Below are 18518 nucleotides of genomic sequence, written 5' to 3'. Positions count from 1 at the left end.
GTCACTTCCGCTACATCCAGTTCATCAAGATCTACGATGAGGTGGCTCCGACCATCGACGCGGACGAGCCTGCTGACTGTTTCGCCGGAACTTCTGTAACTTGTACTGCTGAGGTTGAACTGACCTTCACGGCACTTGACGAGTGTTCTGACGCTAACGTTCAGATCGAACTGGACGCTAACTACGTTGCTGCTAACGGCTTCAACGCTGACAACCCCGCCGCTCTTGGTGTAGGTGTTTCCCTGAGCAATGACGGCATGGGTGGTTTCACCATCAACGCTACCAACGTACCAGTAGGTAATCACGCTATCCGCGTTCGCGCATCTGACGGCTGTGGTAACTTCGACGTTGAGATCATCGAATTCTGCGTAACGGGCGACAAAGCTCCAACGCCAATCTGTATCCAGACACTGACCGTTACGCTGATGCCTGACGGCCAGGGTGGTGGTATGGCTGCTATCTGGGCATCTGACTTCATCGCTTCTGATGTTGAAGACTGCTTCGGTAACATCATCGACAAGTACAGCATCTACACGGAAGAAGAAGCTGGCGTTGCTGGTTTCGCTCCTGCTGCTGGTCGCCTCGGTATCGACCTTGACTGTGATGACTTCGGTAACGATGTTCCAGTACGGGTTTACGCCATTGATGATCAGGGAAGCGCTGACTACTGTAGCGTAATCGTTGAAGTACAGGCTTTCCAGGACGGACTATGTGAAGGCACGGGTGGAAACCTGGCTGGTAACATTGCTACGCAGGACAATGACGAAATGGAAGGTGTTGAGGTTAACCTGACTGGTGCCAACGACATGGACGAGATGGTAACGACTGCTGCTAACGGCGGTTACTCCTTCACGAACCTACCACTTGGTCAAGACTTCACGGTTGAGGCTAACTACTCTCCTGAAGTTGACCTGTCACAGGTTAAAGTATCTGACGTAGTGAAGATCGGTAGCGTAATCCTGGGTACGAGTACCTTCGATAATGGTTACGACTTCGTTGCTGGTGATGTTGATCAGGACGGTTCACTCTCTATCTTCGATATGGTAGCGATCCAGCGGGTAATCCTCGGCCGTGACGAAACCTTCACGACTGGTGATACCTGGCGCTTCGTTACTGAAGAGTACGACCTGACGACTTCTAACTGGGCATCTGTCTTCCCAGAAGTTTACAACGTAAACAACCTGGCAGGTGTACTGTCTAACGTAGACTTTGTAGCCATTGAGATGGGTAACGTTGTCCGCGAAGGTGGTCGTTCTGCTCTGAACCTGGAAACTGAAGAGGCTAGCCTTGAGGCTGGTCAGACGCACACGATGACCATCACTGCTGCCAACATGCTTGGCTTCCAGGGTACGATCGAGCTGGCTGCTGGCCTGGAACTCGTTGACGTAACCTACGAAGGTGAAGGTGGTCTTAACCTTGACCAGTCTGGTGAGGGTATGATCGGTGTTCTCCTCCGCGACGCTGCCAGCCTGACGCTGGAAGTACGCGCTACGGAAGCTGGCCTGCTCAGCGAGCTGGTAAGCCTGACCGACGCAGTAGTACTAACCGAAGGTGTTGACCTGAATGGTGCCAGCACCGGCCTTGGTCTTGCTTTCAACGGTACTTCTATCGCAACTGCACAGAACACTCTGCTGCAGAACACGCCGAACCCAGTTGTAGAAGCTACAACGATCCGTTTCGAACTGGCTACTGCTGGTGCTGCTACGCTTAGCGTACAGGACGCTGCTGGCCGGGTAGTTATGGTTCGTGAGCTGGACGCTGTTGCCGGTATGAACCGCGTTGACCTTACGGCTCAGGACCTCGGCGCTGCCGGTGTACTGACTTACACGCTGACTTCTGGTGACTTCGTTGCCACCAAGAAGATGGTTGTTGTTCGCTAAACTGAACCTCCGACAATAGTTGGAGAACTTAAAAGCCCCGTCGTTTCATCCTTGAAACGGCGGGGCTTTTTGATTTCCTATGAATGCCGCCTGACGACAGCGTGGAGCAATGGCAATGAACATAGGACATACATTGAACTGTTCCTAGAGAAATATATACTATGAAGACTAACCATATTTTAGTCCCTTTTCTGTTTTTATTGATGGTTTTCTCTTGTGGAAGGTATAAGGCTTCAGATAGCTTTCCTCCAGAAGGGTATAATGGACCAACACCTATTGAGCTGAGTCAGGAGATTTTGAGGACGCTTAAAGCCGGACAGGACGCCACACCTCTGGTTGATCAATTAGCTGTTTTTGAGCCGCAAGACCTTGTGGCCGCGCTTGACACCAGAAATAAGCAATTGGCTTTCTGGGTCAATACCTACAATGGGATGGTACAATATCTGCTGACCCGTAACCCTGAACTATTTGATGACAGCAGTTCTTTTTTTAGCACTCCCTCTTATACCGTGGCGGGGCATACTTTTAGCCCTAATGAGATGGAACACGGGATTATCCGTGGAGGGGAGAACAGGTTTGGCCTCGGATTTATCCCACAGTTTTTTCCTAATAAGACGGAGCGAACCTTTAAGATTAAGGGAGGAGACTCCCGCGTTCATTTTGCGTTAAATTGTGGCGCGGCGGATTGCCCGCCAGTAGAGATTTACCGGCCAGAGAGCTTTGATGCTCAGGTGAATAACCGCGTGCGGAAGTACCTGGAGAAGCACAGCGAAATCAATGAGGTCGACGGAAAATCCGTAATAACCACGACACCACTTTTTTCCTGGTTTCGTGGAGATTTCCGTGATCATGACGGAATTGACGACTTTCTCGTGGAGTACGGTATTCTAACGGAGGAAAACAAGAATATCAAGCGGGAGTATAAAAGCTACGATTGGACGCTAAAGACAGGTATCTGGGCGGAGGACACGATTTGAGTCGTTATTTCGCACGTTGACTTGAAGTTACTTTGTTAAGTACAGGTATATACCTATGGAAGCGTCAAATTAGTACCTTTGCAACTCTGTGGTCTATCCACGATGTTTTACTGCAACAACTTGACAAACTACCCCATGGCGAATATTCCCGAAGCTGATAATTTCATCGAAGAATTCATTGTCGAAGACCTTCAGAATGGTAAGCATGATGGCCGGATCCATACCCGCTTTCCTCCGGAGCCGAACGGATATCTGCACATTGGCCATGCTAAGGCGATTGTAATCAACTTTGAGATTGGAAAGAAGTTTGGCGGCCGGACTAATCTCCGGATGGATGACACCAATCCTACTACTGAAGAGACCCACTTCGTTACCAACATCGAAAACGACATCAAGTGGTTGGGGTATGAATGGCATGGAGATACAGTGTATGCCTCTGATTATTTCGGAGAGCTTTACGCCCTGGCTCTCAAGCTAATTGATAAAGGGCTGGCCTTTGTTGATGATTCCACCGTTGAAGAGATTGCTGAGCAGAAAGGAGATATTGATGAGCCTGGCACGAACAGCCCTTTCCGCGATCGTTCTATCGCTGAAAACCGGGACCTGTTTGAAAGAATGAAAGCGGGAGAGTTTGCTGATGGGAGTAAAGTGTTGCGTGCGAAGATTGATATGGCGCACCCCAACCTGCTGCTGCGGGATCCGGTTTTATACCGTATCAAGCACGAAACTCATCACCGGACGGGTGATGACTGGTGTATTTACCCGCTATATGACTTTGCCCACGGGCAGAGTGATTCCATCGAAAAAATAACGCACTCTCTTTGCAGTCTTGAGTTTCGGCATCACCGGGACTTATATAACTGGTTGATTGAAGCTCTGGAGATTTTCCCCAGTCGGCAGATTGAGTTTGCACGGATGAACGTAGACTACCTCATCACCAGCAAGCGAAGGCTGAAAAAGCTGGTAGAGGAAGGCGTTGTTACCGGATGGGATGATCCACGAATGGGAACACTTGCCGGTATGCGAAGAAAAGGCTACCCCGCCGAGGCCCTGCGGAACTTCTGTATGCGAACGGGGGTAACTAAGCGCGATAACCAGCAGGAGTTTGACTTTCTCGAGCATTGTGTACGGGAAGTACTCAATACCTCGTCAGATCGCTTCATGGCGGTCCTGAACCCGGTAAAGCTGGTCATTACGAATTATCCGGAAGGAGAGACTGAGATTTTCACTACGGACAATAACCCTGAAGACCCCAGCAGAGGGAGTCGGGAAATTCCCTTTAGCCGAGAAATCTGGGTAGAGCGGGAGGATTTCCGTAAGGAGCCACAGAATCGGAAGTATTTCAGGTTAGCTCCTGGTAAAGATGTACGTCTGAAATCGGCCTATATCATTCACGTCGAAGGGCATGAAGAGGATGCTGATGGCAACGTCACCCAGATTAACGCAAGTTATTACCCGGAATCCCGCTCAGGAAATGATACGTCTGGTATAAAGGCGAAGGGCACCATCCACTGGGTGGCCGTTGGCGAAGGTTTGGACATTGAAGTAAGGCAGTACGACAAGCTGTTCTCCGATCCAACACCAATGGACCATGAAGATGAGGGTAAGGACTTTATGGACTTTATCAATCCGGAAAGTCTGAAAGTCTTGTCAGCAAAGGGAGAGCCCGCTCTGGCCACGACCAAAGCCGGAGATACTTTCCAGTTGCTACGGAAAGGTTACTATACGGTAGACGAGGACAGTACTTCGGATAAAGTCGTACTTAATCTTACCTGTGGCCTGAAGTCCAGCTGGAAAGGGTAGGGGGTCTTGTAGTCCCGCTAGTCTTGTATTCAGGCTATCCTCCGGATTTTTTTACGGACTGGTAGCCTTCTGCCAGAAGGATTTCGAGGATTTTATCTCGCTTGTTTCCCTGAATGATGATTTCCCAGTCTTTGGCGGAGCCACCAACACCACAGCGGGTTTTCAGGAGTTTGGCCAGGGCCTGCATTTGTGCGTTAGTGCCGGAAAATCCTTTGATGATGGTGGCTTCCTTGCCCCTGCGATGCTTGCGATCGAGGTGAACACGAAGAGGCATCTTTGCCTTCAACGAACTCCCCACTGCACCTGCGTCCGCGCCCTTGGATTCTTTCACAGGAAGATTGACAGGTGGTGGCGGAAGTTCTTTACCTAAGCCTTTCAGTGCGGCAAAAGGATTGTCCGCTGCTCCACCATCATCGGTAGAGAAGTCAAATCCTTTCTTGTTTTTTTTCTTGGCCATTGTGCGATTAGTTTTGGCTGGTTGATTTTGGCTCCGGTACGGAAAGCGTACCCTTGTCTACCGCTTCGGTTGCTTCGGGGTGGTACTTAGTGACCAGATGAAAGTAGGCAGATCGGGAAAAACGGAACCACCAGACGAATAAGAGACCAACCACCACCAATAATGCAGCAAAAGATGCTGCGGTGGACCAACCCCAAACCCAGTGCAAAAGCATTACAAAGCCCAGGCAAAAGAAGGCTGAACCAATGTAAGAAAGAAACATCGCTCCGTAGTAAAACCCTGGTTCGGGAAAGTAGTTCTGCCCGCATTTAGGGCAATGTTCATACTGCTCAAAGGGCTTGTTGAAGGTGAAAGAGCCGGTCGGGAAAAGGTCTCCCCGTCTGCAGTTTGGGCACCGAAACCCAAATAAGGAAGACAGAATAGAAGGTTTGGCGGGCATATATGGCGATTTGTGTTGCCCAGGGGGCGATGTTATTTATTGGAAACGACCCTGATTCCTCAAGGTTGACGAAGAAGAAGATTCAGAGCAGGATAAATTTCCTCCGTTTACGGGGGAATTTGCATCCACAAAAAGTATTTTTGGGACTCACTTTCTAATTTGGGTTGGGCAGAAGCCCATAAAGTGGAAAAGGAAAAAATGGTCGTTTGTGCAGCGTTAACTGGCTGTCCAACGTCCTTAAAGGGCCGGTTCGTCGATAAAGGCTGGTCTTACATCCAGTCATTTCGGCCTGGTGGCCTCGGAGCGAGAAACTTTTTCTATATTAGGAGGTATTTATCAGTAAAGAGTTCAGATTTTGTAAAGGATCAACCCCATGCGTCAACTAAAGATCAGTAATAAAATTACCTCCCGCGAGAGCATCGCGCTGGAGAAGTATTTGTCCGATATTGGAAAGATCGACCTGTTGACGCCAGAGGATGAAGCTGCACTGGCAGCTAAGATCCGGGAAGGCGATCAGCTGGCCCTGGAACGATTGACCAAGGCCAATCTTCGCTTCGTTGTTTCCGTCGCTAAGCAATATCAGAACCAGGGCTTAAGCCTGGCCGACCTGATTAATGAAGGAAACGTAGGCCTGATCAAAGCCGCTAAGCGTTTTGATGAAACCAGAGGCTTCAAGTTCATTTCCTATGCCGTCTGGTGGATCCGGCAGAGTATCATGCAAGCCATTGTGGAATACAGCCGCCTGGTACGGATGCCAAACAATAAAGCTGCCGGCTACACGAAGGTGAGTCAGGCCATTGCTAGCTTTCAACAAGAGTTTGAGCGCGATCCCGAGCCGGAAGAATTAGCCGATTTGCTCAATGTCTCTTTATCAGACATAGAGCGGGCGCTCCGTGGGCGTATGCGCCATCTCTCCTTTGATGCCCCGGTGGCCGGAGATGATTCCGACATCACGATGCTGGACACCATGGCTACTGACGGGAGCAATCCCGATAAGAAGATCATGGGGGAGTCTCTCTCAAAAGAAGTTACGGCAAACCTTAATATGCTGGCTCCGCGCGAACGAACGGTACTGGCCTGCTACTTTGGCCTGGACGGAGAACAACAGCTCAACCTGGAAGAGATCGGCGAACGCTTTGACCTGACCCGCGAACGGGTCCGGCAGATCAAAGAGCGGGCCATCCGGCGGCTGCGCCGCAGCCGGAATAAGCATTTGTTGAAGAGCTATTTGGGGTGATGGGCTCCCTCAACGGCTGGCGCCGTTTCGGTCGGCCATCGCTACGGTAGACGTTCCTCCGGGACTGGCCGTTATTCTGAAACAACCACCCTTAAGCCCAGGGCATTTATGTTCTGTAGTGGATTCTCGCGTGTATTTTGCTCTACCGTCAGGGAGTAGGCACCTGGTGATTGGAACCGGGCTTTCTGTAAAATAGGAATGGAGAGCTCACAGGTCCCTCCACCACAATCCCCGTACCACTGGCCGAAGTTGTCGGCCATCTGGAGGCTAAGTTGTTGGCTGCTCCGTTGCCCGGAGGGGAAGCGGGTGTGCAGGTTTACGTAGAAGTTTTGGTGGGGGAAATCGGCACTGTGCGTGAGGTCCAGCAGATACTCGTAGGTAAGAGTAGTGTCTTCAATGGTGAAATTGAAGGATAGGCTATCCGCATACGTCCAGCCGGACTCCTCGATGTCATATTCCTGTTCGTAGACGACGGTCGGCCCACAAGAGGTAAGCAGCAGGCAAAAAAAGACAGAAGCTATGAGCAGACGCATAGACGGTAAAATTGATGTGTCAGAATAAGACGAAAAGCCGTCGCTGATATTGGATGAATGAGCGGAGTAGCGTTATTTTTTGCAACCTGCAACCTGTCCCGCAGTACTGCGGGACAACCTGCCCCTAACTAAAATACTCCTTCATCCGCTCAAAGAATCCTTTATCTCCCTTTTCGTTCTGGGGTTTAAAGTTATCCATGTCGCGCATTCGTTCAAGCAACTCTGTTTCCTCCTTGGTCAGTTTTTTGGGTGTCCAGAGGTTAACGTGGATGAGTTGATCTCCGGTGCCATAGCCTTGCAGTGCGGGTAGTCCTTTACCACGGAGGCGGAAGATTTTGCCGGATTGGGTTCCCGGGGGAACCTTGATTTTTACCGTTCCGCTGATGGTGGGCACTTCTACAGAGGTACCCAGAGCTGCATCGGCGAAGTTCAGAAACAGGTCGTAGATCAACTTCTGTCCGTCCCGCTGCAGGAATTCGTGCGGTTTTTCGGTAATGTTGATGAGCAGGTCTCCGGCGGGGCCACCACGGCGGCCGGCATTCCCCTTGCCGCGCATGCTGAGCTGCTGCCCTTCTTCCACTCCGGCGGGGATGTTCACCTCGATGGTGTCTTCGCCATACTCCCGGCCTTCTCCCTTACAGTTGGAGCAGGTGGATTTGATCTGCGTTCCGGTACCGGAACAGGTCGGACAGGTCGTTGTGGTCGCCATCTGCCCCAGGAAGGTGGAGCGTACCTGACGAACCACGCCAGCCCCGCCACAGGTGGAACAGGTGCTTACACTGCTGGCGTCTTTGGCGCCGTTGCCGTTACAGACTTTACAGGTTTTCTGCCGCTTTACTTTGATGCGCTTGGTAACGCCAGCAGCAATTTCTTCCAGCGTGAGGCTTACCTTGATGCGGAGGTTGGAACCCCGCTCTCCGCGGGCCTGCCGGCGGGCTCCGCCACCGCCGCCACCGAAGAAGGTGCCACCGCCGCCGCCGAACATGTCACCGAACTGAGACATGATGTCTTCCATCGTCATCCCGCCGGGGCCGCCGCTAAAGCCGCCCTGCTGGCCCATGCCAGCGTGACCAAACTGGTCGTAACGCGCTTTTTTATTGGGGTCACTCAATACGTCGTAGGCCTCAGCGGCTTCCTTGAACTTTTCTTCTGCGGCCTTATCATCCGGGTTCTTATCCGGGTGGTATTTCATGGCCAGCTTGCGGTAGGCTTTCTTCAGGGCCTTTTCATCGGCACCTTTGTCTACACCCAGTACCTCGTAATAATCTCTCTTTGCCATCTTGTTGTTGCTCAATATTGTAAAACGATCCGTCAATAGCGGATACTGGGGTTACTTGCCGACCACTACCTTGGCGTGACGGATGATCTTACCGTTCAGGTAGTATCCCTTTTCGGTGGTGTCTACGACTTTCCCTGCCATCTCCGGATGAGGGATTTCGGTAATGGCTTCGTGCAGGTCCGCATCAAAAGCTTCTCCGTTAGAGGCCATCGGCTTCAGCCCCTGACCTTCGAGCGATTTGTACAGTTTTTTAACGATAAGGCCGACGCCGCTGTCCCAGACTTGTTTGGTGGCCTCGTCACTTTCTGCTTGTTTCTGAGCACGGTCAAAATCATCGAGTACGGGTAAGAGGGCCATCATGGTCTTACGACCGGCAGTTTCCATCAGGTCCAGTTTCTCCCGTTGGTTACGACGCTTATAGTTCTCAAACTCTGCATAGAGACGCAGATGGCGATCATCTTTTTCGGCAAGCTGCTTTTCCAGATCGGCAACGATGTTCTCCTGTTCCGTATCCGCATTTCCTTCTGCCTGTGCTTCGAGTTCCTCCTCTACGGGGTCCGCAAGGGTATGCTCTTCGGGCTCTGCACCAGTGGTTTCCAGCAACTCGTCGTCGACGATTGGTTCGTTGGCTTTCTTCTTGGACATTCTAAATAGATTTTTCATTGGTATAAGGGTCCTGCAAATGTAGGGCCATTGGGGCAGAAAGCCACTTTGTCAGGTCGGATTGGCAAAAGCTGACAGGGTGGGGAAGTAGTAGTGTAGTTTTGTAGTAATGTAGGGGAAAAGGAGGAGTGTTTTGGGCGCGGGGCCGCAGGTGCAAGGGGCGTTTTTTTAAGAGCAGGGTGTAGGGGCTATCCTCATCTTATCGACTGTCCCCGGATGAGGAGCTCAGCTCCGAAAACCTGCTGCGTAGCAGCTGTCCTGTAGTTGATTTTCCGAGGTAGGCGGTTGGAGCTTGGATGATAATTAGGCTAGATCCCCCACCCACCCACCCGGACGCTTTCAGGTCGCTTCGCGACGCTAAAAGGTCCTTGATCGAAGGTGTCCTTGAGGATCTTTTTCGATTAAAATTTAAACTCTTGAAAAAGAGCATTTACCTCCTAAAGGAGAACGTTAACATCCTGATTCAAGATAATAAAGGCCTGCAAAAAATGTTTAAAGAGCCAAACAAACTAAACGGCTATTTGGAAGTCCGAAAATTTTTCTGCTATCTTTAAGCCAAACGTTGTACTAACTTTATTCACCCTTCCTATTAACAAATAATATGTTTTCTAATACCCCCCCCCCATTTACGTGTCCTAACGTCTACTTTTCTCTTTCTGCTGCTTTTGGTGGTGGGGAGTTGTGAGAAGGAGGAGTTGGTCTTACTCGAGGATAACAACCTTGTCGAAACGGAAGTAGTACTTCCAGAAAGCGAAATAGAATCTTACACAGATTTTGTCTCACCCGAAAGAGATGCGGCTATCCGAAATTATTTTTCTGATGGCAAAAAAAGCGAGAAGGGAATTGCGGCAATTATCGATTCCATTTTACTTAACCCGGCGAAATTCGTCAGAGACCCATCAAATAATCATGATGTAGTGACCTACCTCGTGGATGGAAAAGACAGCACCAAGCTACACAATCTTGTACTTTCCTTCTCGGGGGATACACTCAAAGAGGCATTACATTATGCTTATGACCTTGGGGCGGAATTCGTGATGGAATTATGATAGATGGAGTCTTGACAAAATTTAATAAGTTGAAAATCGATATTGTCATTCCTGAGGGAGCTACCTCAAGTGATATTGCAGCGAAAATTCAAAAATTTTATACTAGAGTTGCTCGAAGAATCGAGTTGAATGAATCTAGGTATCCCGGAATTGATTACAGGAATATAGAGTCTGTTTTGGACGTTAAAATTGACTTTGGCTATGACTAATTTCATTAAAAGTTTAATCCCCTGGCAATACTCTCTTTCCAAAAAGAGGTTCGCCATAGAATGTTCTTTCCGAACGTCACCTGGTCTATTATTGACTAAGGACGTCCGTAAAATCATTGAAGAAAATTTGATGCTCTTTTTGCAGGAGGGAGGAAAATTTGATGGAGGGCGTATGGTAAGAACGGGAAAGGAACTCTATGATGCAATAGAGGCAGACGTTGCCAATACATTAGGACAGTTCATTGATTTTCCTTTTCGAAGGAATGAAACACGTAAATTCTTCTCCGTCGCAACTAGCGAACATCGAGAATTCGATTCGATAGCTCTAAGAGCCGCCAATAAAGATTTTTCGCTGATAAATCTGGAGTCTATTCTTGCAAGTGTAGATAGTCGTCATTTTCATTCGAGCTATTTTGCAGATGCCGAATATTTAGAATTACAAAAGCAAAATAGCCTCAAACGATATAAATACACCAAAGGGCTAAAACTAAAGGCTAATGCCATTGGAAATGATTGGGTAGACACATCCGGACGCCCGGGTAAGGGAGGCATGCTGCCTGATCGAAGCGGTGGCTTAGAGACGGGAGGAGCTCACTATTGGTTCGGAGACTTAATTTACGACTCAATCTCCAAAGAACGAATTCTAAGTTTTGATCAAGCCCACGATATCCAAGTTTTGGATAATGGTATTATTTATGTTAACCTCTACGAAGGAACTTTCAATGGGCATTTACCAGAAAACCAGGCTAAGCAGCTGGCTTTCAGAGATCATTTGGGCTTGATACAGAGTTGATGATGGCTGGAACTCAGTCCTATAAAAAATCGCCCTAACCAGCTGAAAGCGAGGTTAGGGCGATTTTTATGGGACCGGACTCTAGTAACGAAAATCAGGGATGACTCCTATTTAGTATTGATTAAGTAGCTAGGCGAGAAGCCTGATTCCGACCACTCAGAGCCAGACACCGAGCCTACTTCCCATCCCCCGCCTCAGATTCGGGTACTTCACAGTTCCCTTCGTTGTATTCGGTGACGGCGGCGGCGATGTCATCGATGTTACGGCGGAACTCGCCGGCGGCGACGCGTTGTTCCAGCCCCGCGCAGCCTTCAAAGACCTTGGCAAAGGCTTTCTTCCAGTTCAGCCAGTGGGCGTTGGTGACGGAGAGGGAGATTAGATCACCGTCTTTGGGCTTAAGGAACTCGACTTCCAGTCCGCCGGCATCGGGGTAGGAGGGGATGTATTCGAGGTACTGCATCCGGGGGCCGTCCAGGAGGACGCGCATGAAGTTCGGCCGTCCCTGCAGGCCGCCTTTATCGGCGTATTTCTCAACGATGTAGTGCAGCCCGCCGAAGCCGAAGCCGTCTACCGTGTTGACGGTAATGGCGACTTCCTGTTGGTTGCCATCGATGAAGGTGAAATTGGGCTTGCCCATCAGCTTCACGTCGATGTTTTCCTGGATGATAACGGTGCCGGCCTTGGTCTGTCCGCCGGTCGTGATGTAAGCCGTCAGGGTGTCGAAGACCGGCTTGAAGGGCTCGGGCATACCGTAGGTGACACCGGCGGGGCCGGTGGCCTGGGAGACGTCCCGAAGGGCGAAGTGACGGGTCTGATTAGGGTAGGCGGGGAGCTCTTTACTCAGGGTCTCAGCGGCCCGGCTTAGGGAGCGACTACGGCTTTTGTTCCACTTTACGTTGTCGACCAGGCGCTTGCTGAAATCCATCGCAACGCCAGGGGTTTCCATCAGCATCTGCGCGGTGGCCAGATTGTAGGCGGCGCAGTGGTGGTAGCGTTGGGTCTTTTTGTTGTCAGCCGGGTAAGCAGCCATCTGCTCTCGCCAGAAGGCTAGGTAGGGCTCCAGGGCAGTAGCCAGGTAGGCTTTGGGGAGCTCGGCGTTTGAGTCGATGGTGTCCAGCACGGCCATAGCCGCCGTAGCGTTTTCCAGCCACAGTTCGGCGTTTTCGGCCTTTTTTCCTTTCGGATATTCAAAGTAGTAGTAGTCCTTTTTTTCCTGGACATCAATCTGGTCACGTAGCTGGGCATTCAGGGAGTTGACGTAGGCTAACAGCTGCTTTTTCTGCAGATCGAGGTAGGTTTTGGAGCGTTTTTCGTACCACTCTTTGGTGAGCGCACTGCGGCTGCTGTAAGTCCGGCTACCGGAGGGGTAGCGGATCACGGCGTCATCGACGCCGACGACGGATTCGAAGATGATGCCGCCATCGGGGTCCAGCACTTCCATCACAACGGGAAAGGTGTAGGTGCCTTCTACCCAGTAGACGGTCTTTTTTTCTACGGTGCCGTCTTTTTTCTTGCTCTCGGTAGTTTTGGAGCGAGTCTTGACGTCGTTGGTACGGAAACGGTCAACCTTATAAGATACGAGTAAGTGCCCGCCGGAGGCCAGCTCGCGGAAATTACGCATGGTAAGTTCGCTTTTCAGCCCAAGCTTAGTGTAGCCCGCCCGGCTCACCATGCGGTAGGGATCGGATACCCGGGTGGAATAAGTCGTGAAGGCCGCCGGCAGCTCCTGCGCCGGCATGACCTGATGGGGAACGGCGAAACGAAGATCACCAATACGTTGGGCAGAAAGAAAAACAGTGACGTTGAGGCATAGAAATGCCAGTAGTAGAGTAAATCTCTTCATGGAAGGGTGTTTGAGAAATAGAGTGGTTAGAAAAGTAGAGTAGGTGTTTATCTCTGTTACATCAAGATACGACAAATTTGCATATTATCCAAATTTTGATTACAAAACACCTGTATGTAATTAAAAAGGTTACAAGTTGTTTTTTCGCTGACCCAACTAAGTAGACAGGTTGTTGACAGGCTTTAGTGGGCGCCTCGCGCAGGTGCAAAGGACGGTTGCAGAGAGCAGGGGGATGGGCATCCTCTGCGGTAGTCAGTATTTCTCAAAGCGTACGATATCTATTTAGACTGGTCGTTTGGAAGACATGAGGCTTTCACAAATGCAAAAAAAGCGACCCTGGGGATTTCCCCAAAGCCGCTCTTTCGTGTCCCCTTAGCAGGAAGGAAGAGTTTATCTACTGCAATGTGCCTTTGTGATCCACACCCAGGTTTTTATCTGGATTTCAGGAATGAGGTCGTTGTTGTGTTTCCGCCATTCTCCATTCGCAAAAAGTATTGCCCTTCAGGAAGATCACGGGTGTTTATTACATGATTCCCCACATAAGGAGTTGCTGGAATTACTTGTTGCCCGTTTACGTTGAATACGGCAAATAGTCCCTGTCCTCCTTCAATATGTACTTCATTTTTTGCCAGCGTAGGGAAAATTTTAACGGGGCTTTCATTCAGGTCTTTGATCGTTATGGTAACGATCTGACTGTAGTTAAAAGCACCATCATAATCGACCTGCTTCAGTCGATAATAACGGATTCCCTCCCTTATTTCCGGATCGGTATATTCGTAATGCTGTGTTTCCTGGGTAGTGCCTGCGCCCGCCACAAAATCAAGTGTTTGCCAACTCACTCCATTCTCACTACGCTGTATTTCAAATCCTGCATTTTTTTCTTCGTTAGCAGTTTGCCATTGCAGGTCTACTCCTTTATTGGATAGCTTGCCTTCAAACAACGTCCAGCTAACGGGTAATGCTGGGTCGATAAAAGTACCGGCCCGAACATATTTCAGGTCACTGTTGGTGAAGTCCTGATAAGAAATGGCAGGATGACCATCAATAATGGCCATGCTCAAGGTATTCCCCATCGCCGTAGAACCGTCGTCTATTAGGGTTGGGGGCCACCAGGAAGATCCGGTAGAATTGGTGGCGTAAACATATCGCAAGTCCTGGTCTCCAAAACCGGTGTAATAGCCTATGGCTGGCTGTCCGTCAACGGCCAATAAGTTGATGGACTCACCTAAGGTAGTAGCCGCGGCAACCGGTGTACCCCAACTAGATCCCGTAGAATTGGTAGCCCGTACGTACATCAGATCTTTATTAGTGAAATCTCCATAAGCAATGGCGGGAAAGCCATCAATAATCTCCATAGAAGTATGGAGGCCTACAATACCGGCAGAGGCGACCGTAATGGGCGTCGCCCAACTGTTCCCATTAGTTCTGGTAGCTCGAACATATTTCAAATCTCCATTAGTGACATCCTGATAAGAGATGGCCGGTTGTCCGTCGACTATTTCCATACTTAACCAGTCGCCAACGTTTCCCTGGGAATCGACCAATACTGGTGTTCCCCAGGTGTTTCCGTTAGCATCATTGGCACGAACGAAATAAAGATTCTCATCAATGGTGTTGTAATAAGCTATGGCGGGGTGGCCGTTAACCATTTTTAGGTTCACTATTGGTTTTTGATTGGATGGAGGGGAGATTCCTGTAACCACCGTGACCGTAGAATTCCAGGTAGTTCCGGAGGCATTACCGGCCCTGGTGTAATTAATGTACCCTTCCTCAGTTTGGCTGACAACCACACTAGTAATGGCAGGATTTCCATTTATGATGGTCATTTCTACACCGATTAAGCCCGCAAAAACGGTGGGGTCTACCGTATAAACATTCGAACTGCCGTTAGGCCAGTTCATTCCTTTGGAATCAGATGAAGTGCGGAATTTGATGGAATAGTTCGCATTCCCATCAGTATAGGCCATCGCGGGAGTGCCGTTGACCTCCAATAGCGTACTATTGAGAAATGACGCTCCAGCACTGCTGATGATGGCTGGCCCGGGGTCATCCCAGGTTGCCTGGGCATGTAGGGTAATTAGAGGGAGTAGTAGTAGTGGCAGGACAAACAGTAGGACAGTTAGCCGCGATGTTTTCAGGGTAGATTTCTTTCTCATCCAGGAATGGGTTTTTGAAGTTGAGGTTAATGGTGAGGGCAAAGCTAGATGGGAGGAATCCTCAAAAGTTCCGATTTATCGATCCGGACAGGTTGGGATTTATATTTATTTCTAATCAATTTGTATTGAACTGAAAACAAGTTTATTGGGCCGCTTATGGCATCTTGCGAAAAGACTATAGCAGGTTGGTTTCAAATGTCCTTATTTATAAATGCGGACGCGGAACCTCCCGGACTCCCTGAAGTTCCAACCTCTCGACTGGACGTTTGGAGCCGGTCTTAGTATCTACTATTTATCCAAAGCCTCAGGTTTCATTCTCTCATACTTTTCCTCCTGTTATCTCCGTCACGGACGCGGATATCTTGTTGATATTCCAGCCCGCCGGCATTAGGGTAGGAGGATTGGTATTTGAGAAGCATTTTTGCTCATTACCCCTCCTTGCACCTGCGCGTCGCGCCCTGATCAGCCGGTCTGCAATACCACCATCCGCAACTTTTTACACCGGCATTGAAATTTACTATCTGACTATCTGACTCCCTTACTGTTTGACTATTATCTTCGCGCCTTCTAAAGACACAAGGACATGATCCACCGCCAGGAAATCACCGAACTACTCAAATCGCCCCCCATCGGGGAGGACGTCACCGTAATGGGCTGGGTCCGCGCCTGGCGCGGCAACCGTTTTATGGTACTGAATGATGGCTCCGGTGCGGAGACGCTGCAGGTAGTCGTCAACGGTGAAGACTTTCCGGAGGAAACGATTCGGGCTATCGGCTTCCACGCCTGTGTGGGAGTGACCGGTGAACTGATCGAAAGTCAGGGGGCCGGACAAGCCGTTGAAGTGATCGCCAAAGAGATCACCATTTACGGCGGAACGGACCTGAGCGAATACCCGCTACAGGCCAAGTCTCAGACGATGGAATTTTTGCGGGAGAACGCTCAGTTCCGGATGCGGACGAACACTTTCTCGGCAGTTTTCCGTCTGCGGCACGCGCTGGCTTATGCCATCAACAAATACTTCCACGATCGGAACTTTTACTATCTCCACACGCCCATCATTACGGGCAACGACGCCGAAGGCGCCGGGGAGATGTTTCGCGTTACGACGCTCGACCCCGCCGATCCGCCCCGGACGGAAGAGGGGGCTGTGGATTACAGCCAGGACTTTTTCGGGAAGAGTACCCACCTGACCGTTTCCGGTCAGCTGCAAGCCGAGATTGGTGCGCTGGCGATGGGCAAGGTCTACACCTTTGGCCCCACCTTCCGGGCGGAGAACAGCCATACGAGCCGCCACCTGAGCGAGTTCTGGATGATTGAGCCGGAGATCGCCTTTGCAGATATCGACAACGATCAGGACCTGGCCGAGGACTTCCTGAAGTACCTCATCAACTACTGTCTGGACAACTACCGCGCTGACCTCGAGTTCCTCGACGCCCGCATCAAGCAGGCGGAGAAGAACATGAAGGCCGAGCTGCGCCGCCCGATGGGACTCATCGAAATGCTGGAGTTTACGGTTAAAGATGACTTTGCCCGTATTACCTATACGGAGGCGATTAACTTGATCCAACGCAGTAAGCCTTACAAGAAAAAGAAATTCGAATTCCCGGTAGAGTGGGGTACGGACCTGCAGGCCGAGCACGAACGCTGGCTGGTGGAGAAGCACTTCAAGAAGCCAGTCATTGTGCGCGATTATCCCAAGAGCTTCAAGGCTTTTTACATGCGCCTCAACGACGACAACGAAACCGTTGCCGCCATGGACATTCTGTTCCCATACATCGGCGAGATGGTCGGTGGCTCTCAGCGGGAAGAACGGGAAGACGTACTTCGCACCCGAATGAAGGAGATGGACGTTCACGAAGACGAACTCGCCTGGTACCTCCAACTGCGCACCTTCGGTGGCTGCCCACACGCCGGTTTCGGTCTGGGCTTTGAGCGGATGGTGATGTACGTAACGGGGATGAGCAACATCCGGGACGTGATTCCTTTCCCACGGGCGCCTAAGACGGCTGATTTCTAGACGCAGAAGTCGCTTCGCTCTTCTGCTTTGTAGACGCGCTCCGCGCTTGCAGACGAAAAACGCGCTTCGCTTGTTTTTCTTTTAGACGGCCTTCGGCCTTTTAGAATTTACCAATTACCATTCAGGATGTACTATTTTGGATTGGCTGTCAGGCGGTAAATACTAAATTGTAAATGTTGAATTGCAAATTGTAAATCCTTATGATCATCGGCACAAGAGGCTCCCGCCTCGCCCTCTGGCAAGCTCACTTCGTTCAGGCGCAACTCAAGGAATTGGGCATTGAGTCTGAGCTGAAAATTATTAAGACGCAGGGCGATAAAATCCAGCATCTCGGCTTTGATAAGCTGGAGGGCAAGGGCTTTTTCACAAAGGAGATCGAAGATCACCTGTTGGCCGGCGACATTGATATGGCTGTACACAGCCTGAAGGATATGCCGACCGAACAGCCGGAGGGACTGACCCTGGCCGCCCTCAGTTACCGGGCGGACGTGCGGGACCTCATCCTCATTAATAAGGACAAGGCGGTGGAAGGCAAACCCTTCAAACTGGCGGATGGGGCAACCATCGGCACCAGCTCTAATCGGCGCAAGGCGCAGCTGAAGGAATTACACCCGGGCCTGGTAACGGTTGATATTCGTGGCAACGTTCCTACAAGGTTAGAAAAAGCCCGCAGTGGTGAACTGGACGCGGTCATGTTAGCCGCCGCTGGCCTGGAGCGGCTGGAGCTTGACCTGTCGGACATGGTCGTGGTATATCCGCACCAGAAGGAGTTCGTCCCGGCCCCCGGCCAGGGCGTCATGGCGATCCAGACCCGCAAGGATGCGATGGAGGTGCGCAAGCAACTCATTCCCCTGCACAACGTCACGGTAGGCGAGTGCACCAACGTCGAACGCTCCATCCTCAACCTGATGGAAGGCGGTTGTTCGATGCCGCTGGGCGTCTACTGTGAGCAGGATCAGGTAGGCAATTACCATGTCTGGGCGGCTTATGCCGACTCGGCAGAAAGCCCGGTCAAGCGGGTACAGATGAGCCGGAGTACGCGGGCGGGGCTGGCGGAAGAAGTGGTGGAAGCGCTGCGCGCTTCTTAGACGCCTTCGGCTTTTAGATGAAAAACGCGTTCGCTTGTTTTTCTATCAGACGGCCATCGGCCTTGTAGATGCTGAGCATTTATTCCTTCACTGGC

General features: G+C 50.6%; 16 protein-coding genes. 9 read left to right on the top strand and 7 right to left on the bottom strand.

Features of this window, described 5'->3' with window-relative positions:
- From BM123_RS22485 to BM123_RS22475, 3 genes are all read left to right on the top strand, one after another.
- The coding region (locus BM123_RS22485) for a T9SS type A sorting domain-containing protein (RefSeq protein WP_090173168.1) at nucleotides 1-1880 on the top strand (1880 nt) is incomplete at its 5' end.
- Between the two features lie 161 nt (nucleotides 1881-2041).
- Nucleotides 2042-2857, top strand: a complete 816-nt coding sequence (locus BM123_RS22480) for a DUF547 domain-containing protein (RefSeq protein ID WP_090173166.1) — start codon at nucleotides 2042-2044, stop codon at nucleotides 2855-2857.
- A 135-nt stretch (nucleotides 2858-2992) separates the two neighbouring features.
- The gene (locus BM123_RS22475; RefSeq protein ID WP_090173180.1) at nucleotides 2993-4660 is read left to right on the top strand and encodes a glutamine--tRNA ligase/YqeY domain fusion protein; all 1668 of its coding nucleotides are present in this window, start codon (nucleotides 2993-2995) and stop codon (nucleotides 4658-4660) included.
- Between the two features lie 34 nt (nucleotides 4661-4694).
- Here the strand turns inward: BM123_RS22475 and BM123_RS24470 are convergent, their stop codons facing one another.
- Both BM123_RS24470 and BM123_RS22465 read right to left on the bottom strand, forming a co-directional pair.
- Nucleotides 4695-5117 carry a translation initiation factor gene (locus BM123_RS24470; RefSeq protein WP_217642207.1) on the bottom strand — a complete coding sequence of 141 codons (423 nt, stop codon included), beginning with the start codon at nucleotides 5115-5117 and terminating at the stop codon, nucleotides 4695-4697.
- Between the two features lie 7 nt (nucleotides 5118-5124).
- A complete protein-coding gene (locus BM123_RS22465; protein ID WP_090173164.1) occupies nucleotides 5125-5556 on the bottom strand; it encodes a DUF983 domain-containing protein in 432 nt (143 codons plus the stop codon).
- 373 nt (nucleotides 5557-5929) lie between these two features.
- Between BM123_RS22465 and BM123_RS22460 the strand changes: the two genes are divergently transcribed.
- Entirely contained in the window at nucleotides 5930-6793 is an 864-nt protein-coding gene (locus BM123_RS22460; protein ID WP_090173162.1) for a sigma-70 family RNA polymerase sigma factor, read from the top strand.
- A 71-nt stretch (nucleotides 6794-6864) separates the two neighbouring features.
- Here BM123_RS22460 and BM123_RS22455 read toward each other — a convergent pair whose 3' ends face one another.
- The 3 genes from BM123_RS22455 to BM123_RS22445 form a co-directional block, all read right to left on the bottom strand.
- Nucleotides 6865-7326 (bottom strand): gliding motility lipoprotein GldH, encoded by a 462-nt coding sequence (locus BM123_RS22455; protein ID WP_090173159.1) that lies wholly within the window; start codon nucleotides 7324-7326, stop codon nucleotides 6865-6867.
- A gap of 124 nt (nucleotides 7327-7450) precedes the next feature.
- Nucleotides 7451-8605, bottom strand: a complete 1155-nt coding sequence (gene dnaJ, locus BM123_RS22450; protein WP_090173157.1) for a molecular chaperone DnaJ — start codon at nucleotides 8603-8605, stop codon at nucleotides 7451-7453.
- 51 nt (nucleotides 8606-8656) lie between these two features.
- Complete coding sequence (locus BM123_RS22445; RefSeq protein ID WP_090173155.1) at nucleotides 8657-9250, bottom strand: nucleotide exchange factor GrpE; 594 nt, start codon at nucleotides 9248-9250, stop codon at nucleotides 8657-8659.
- 713 nt (nucleotides 9251-9963) lie between these two features.
- Between BM123_RS22445 and BM123_RS22435 the strand changes: the two genes are divergently transcribed.
- The 3 genes from BM123_RS22435 to BM123_RS22425 are packed head-to-tail and all read left to right on the top strand — an operon-like array spanning nucleotide 9964 to nucleotide 11319.
- Nucleotides 9964-10317, top strand: a complete 354-nt coding sequence (locus tag BM123_RS22435; protein ID WP_139212064.1) for a hypothetical protein — start codon at nucleotides 9964-9966, stop codon at nucleotides 10315-10317.
- 29 nt (nucleotides 10318-10346) lie between these two features.
- Entirely contained in the window at nucleotides 10347-10526 is a 180-nt protein-coding gene (locus tag BM123_RS22430; protein WP_139212063.1) for a hypothetical protein, read from the top strand.
- On the top strand, nucleotides 10519-11319 hold the full coding sequence (locus BM123_RS22425; protein WP_090173147.1) for a hypothetical protein: 801 nt from the start codon (nucleotides 10519-10521) through the stop codon (nucleotides 11317-11319). The genes BM123_RS22430 and BM123_RS22425 overlap by 8 nt, the downstream gene beginning before the upstream one ends.
- 175 nt (nucleotides 11320-11494) lie before the next feature.
- Here the strand turns inward: BM123_RS22425 and BM123_RS22420 are convergent, their stop codons facing one another.
- Complete coding sequence (locus BM123_RS22420) at nucleotides 11495-13162, bottom strand: hypothetical protein (protein WP_139212062.1); 1668 nt, start codon at nucleotides 13160-13162, stop codon at nucleotides 11495-11497.
- A gap of 431 nt (nucleotides 13163-13593) precedes the next feature.
- A complete protein-coding gene (locus BM123_RS22415; protein WP_090173143.1) occupies nucleotides 13594-15318 on the bottom strand; it encodes a T9SS type A sorting domain-containing protein in 1725 nt (574 codons plus the stop codon).
- A 583-nt stretch (nucleotides 15319-15901) separates the two neighbouring features.
- Here BM123_RS22415 and asnS point away from each other — a divergent pair.
- The gene (asnS, locus tag BM123_RS22410) at nucleotides 15902-17335 is read left to right on the top strand and encodes an asparagine--tRNA ligase (RefSeq protein ID WP_175489514.1); all 1434 of its coding nucleotides are present in this window, start codon (nucleotides 15902-15904) and stop codon (nucleotides 17333-17335) included.
- A 200-nt stretch (nucleotides 17336-17535) separates the two neighbouring features.
- Nucleotides 17536-18423 carry a hydroxymethylbilane synthase gene (gene hemC, locus BM123_RS22405; protein ID WP_090173141.1) on the top strand — a complete coding sequence of 296 codons (888 nt, stop codon included), beginning with the start codon at nucleotides 17536-17538 and terminating at the stop codon, nucleotides 18421-18423.
- Nucleotides 18424-18518: the final 95 nt, after the last annotated feature.

Source organism: Neolewinella agarilytica (genome assembly GCF_900110645.1).
Lineage (GTDB): Bacteria > Bacteroidota > Bacteroidia > Chitinophagales > Saprospiraceae > Neolewinella > Neolewinella agarilytica.
Note: the sequence above shows the minus strand (reverse complement) of the source record. Positions and strands in the feature narration are given on the sequence as shown.

What these genes read in the sequence shown, in the direction of transcription:
- BM123_RS22480 (WP_090173166.1), top strand. Translation starts at nt 2,042, where the DNA reads ATGAAGACTAACCATATTTTAGTCCCTTTTCTGTTTTTATTGATGGTT.
- BM123_RS22475 (WP_090173180.1), top strand. Translation starts at nt 2,993, where the DNA reads ATGGCGAATATTCCCGAAGCTGATAATTTCATCGAAGAATTCATTGTC.
- BM123_RS24470 (WP_217642207.1), bottom strand. Translation starts at nt 5,117, where the DNA reads ATGGCCAAGAAAAAAAACAAGAAAGGATTTGACTTCTCTACCGATGAT.
- BM123_RS22465 (WP_090173164.1), bottom strand. Translation starts at nt 5,556, where the DNA reads ATGCCCGCCAAACCTTCTATTCTGTCTTCCTTATTTGGGTTTCGGTGC.
- BM123_RS22460 (WP_090173162.1), top strand. Translation starts at nt 5,930, where the DNA reads ATGCGTCAACTAAAGATCAGTAATAAAATTACCTCCCGCGAGAGCATC.
- BM123_RS22455 (WP_090173159.1), bottom strand. Translation starts at nt 7,326, where the DNA reads ATGCGTCTGCTCATAGCTTCTGTCTTTTTTTGCCTGCTGCTTACCTCT.
- dnaJ (WP_090173157.1), bottom strand. Translation starts at nt 8,605, where the DNA reads ATGGCAAAGAGAGATTATTACGAGGTACTGGGTGTAGACAAAGGTGCC.
- BM123_RS22445 (WP_090173155.1), bottom strand. Translation starts at nt 9,250, where the DNA reads ATGTCCAAGAAGAAAGCCAACGAACCAATCGTCGACGACGAGTTGCTG.
- BM123_RS22425 (WP_090173147.1), top strand. Translation starts at nt 10,519, where the DNA reads ATGACTAATTTCATTAAAAGTTTAATCCCCTGGCAATACTCTCTTTCC.
- BM123_RS22420 (WP_139212062.1), bottom strand. Translation starts at nt 13,162, where the DNA reads ATGAAGAGATTTACTCTACTACTGGCATTTCTATGCCTCAACGTCACT.
- BM123_RS22415 (WP_090173143.1), bottom strand. Translation starts at nt 15,318, where the DNA reads ATGAGAAAGAAATCTACCCTGAAAACATCGCGGCTAACTGTCCTACTG.
- asnS (WP_175489514.1), top strand. Translation starts at nt 15,902, where the DNA reads ATGATCCACCGCCAGGAAATCACCGAACTACTCAAATCGCCCCCCATC.
- hemC (WP_090173141.1), top strand. Translation starts at nt 17,536, where the DNA reads ATGATCATCGGCACAAGAGGCTCCCGCCTCGCCCTCTGGCAAGCTCAC.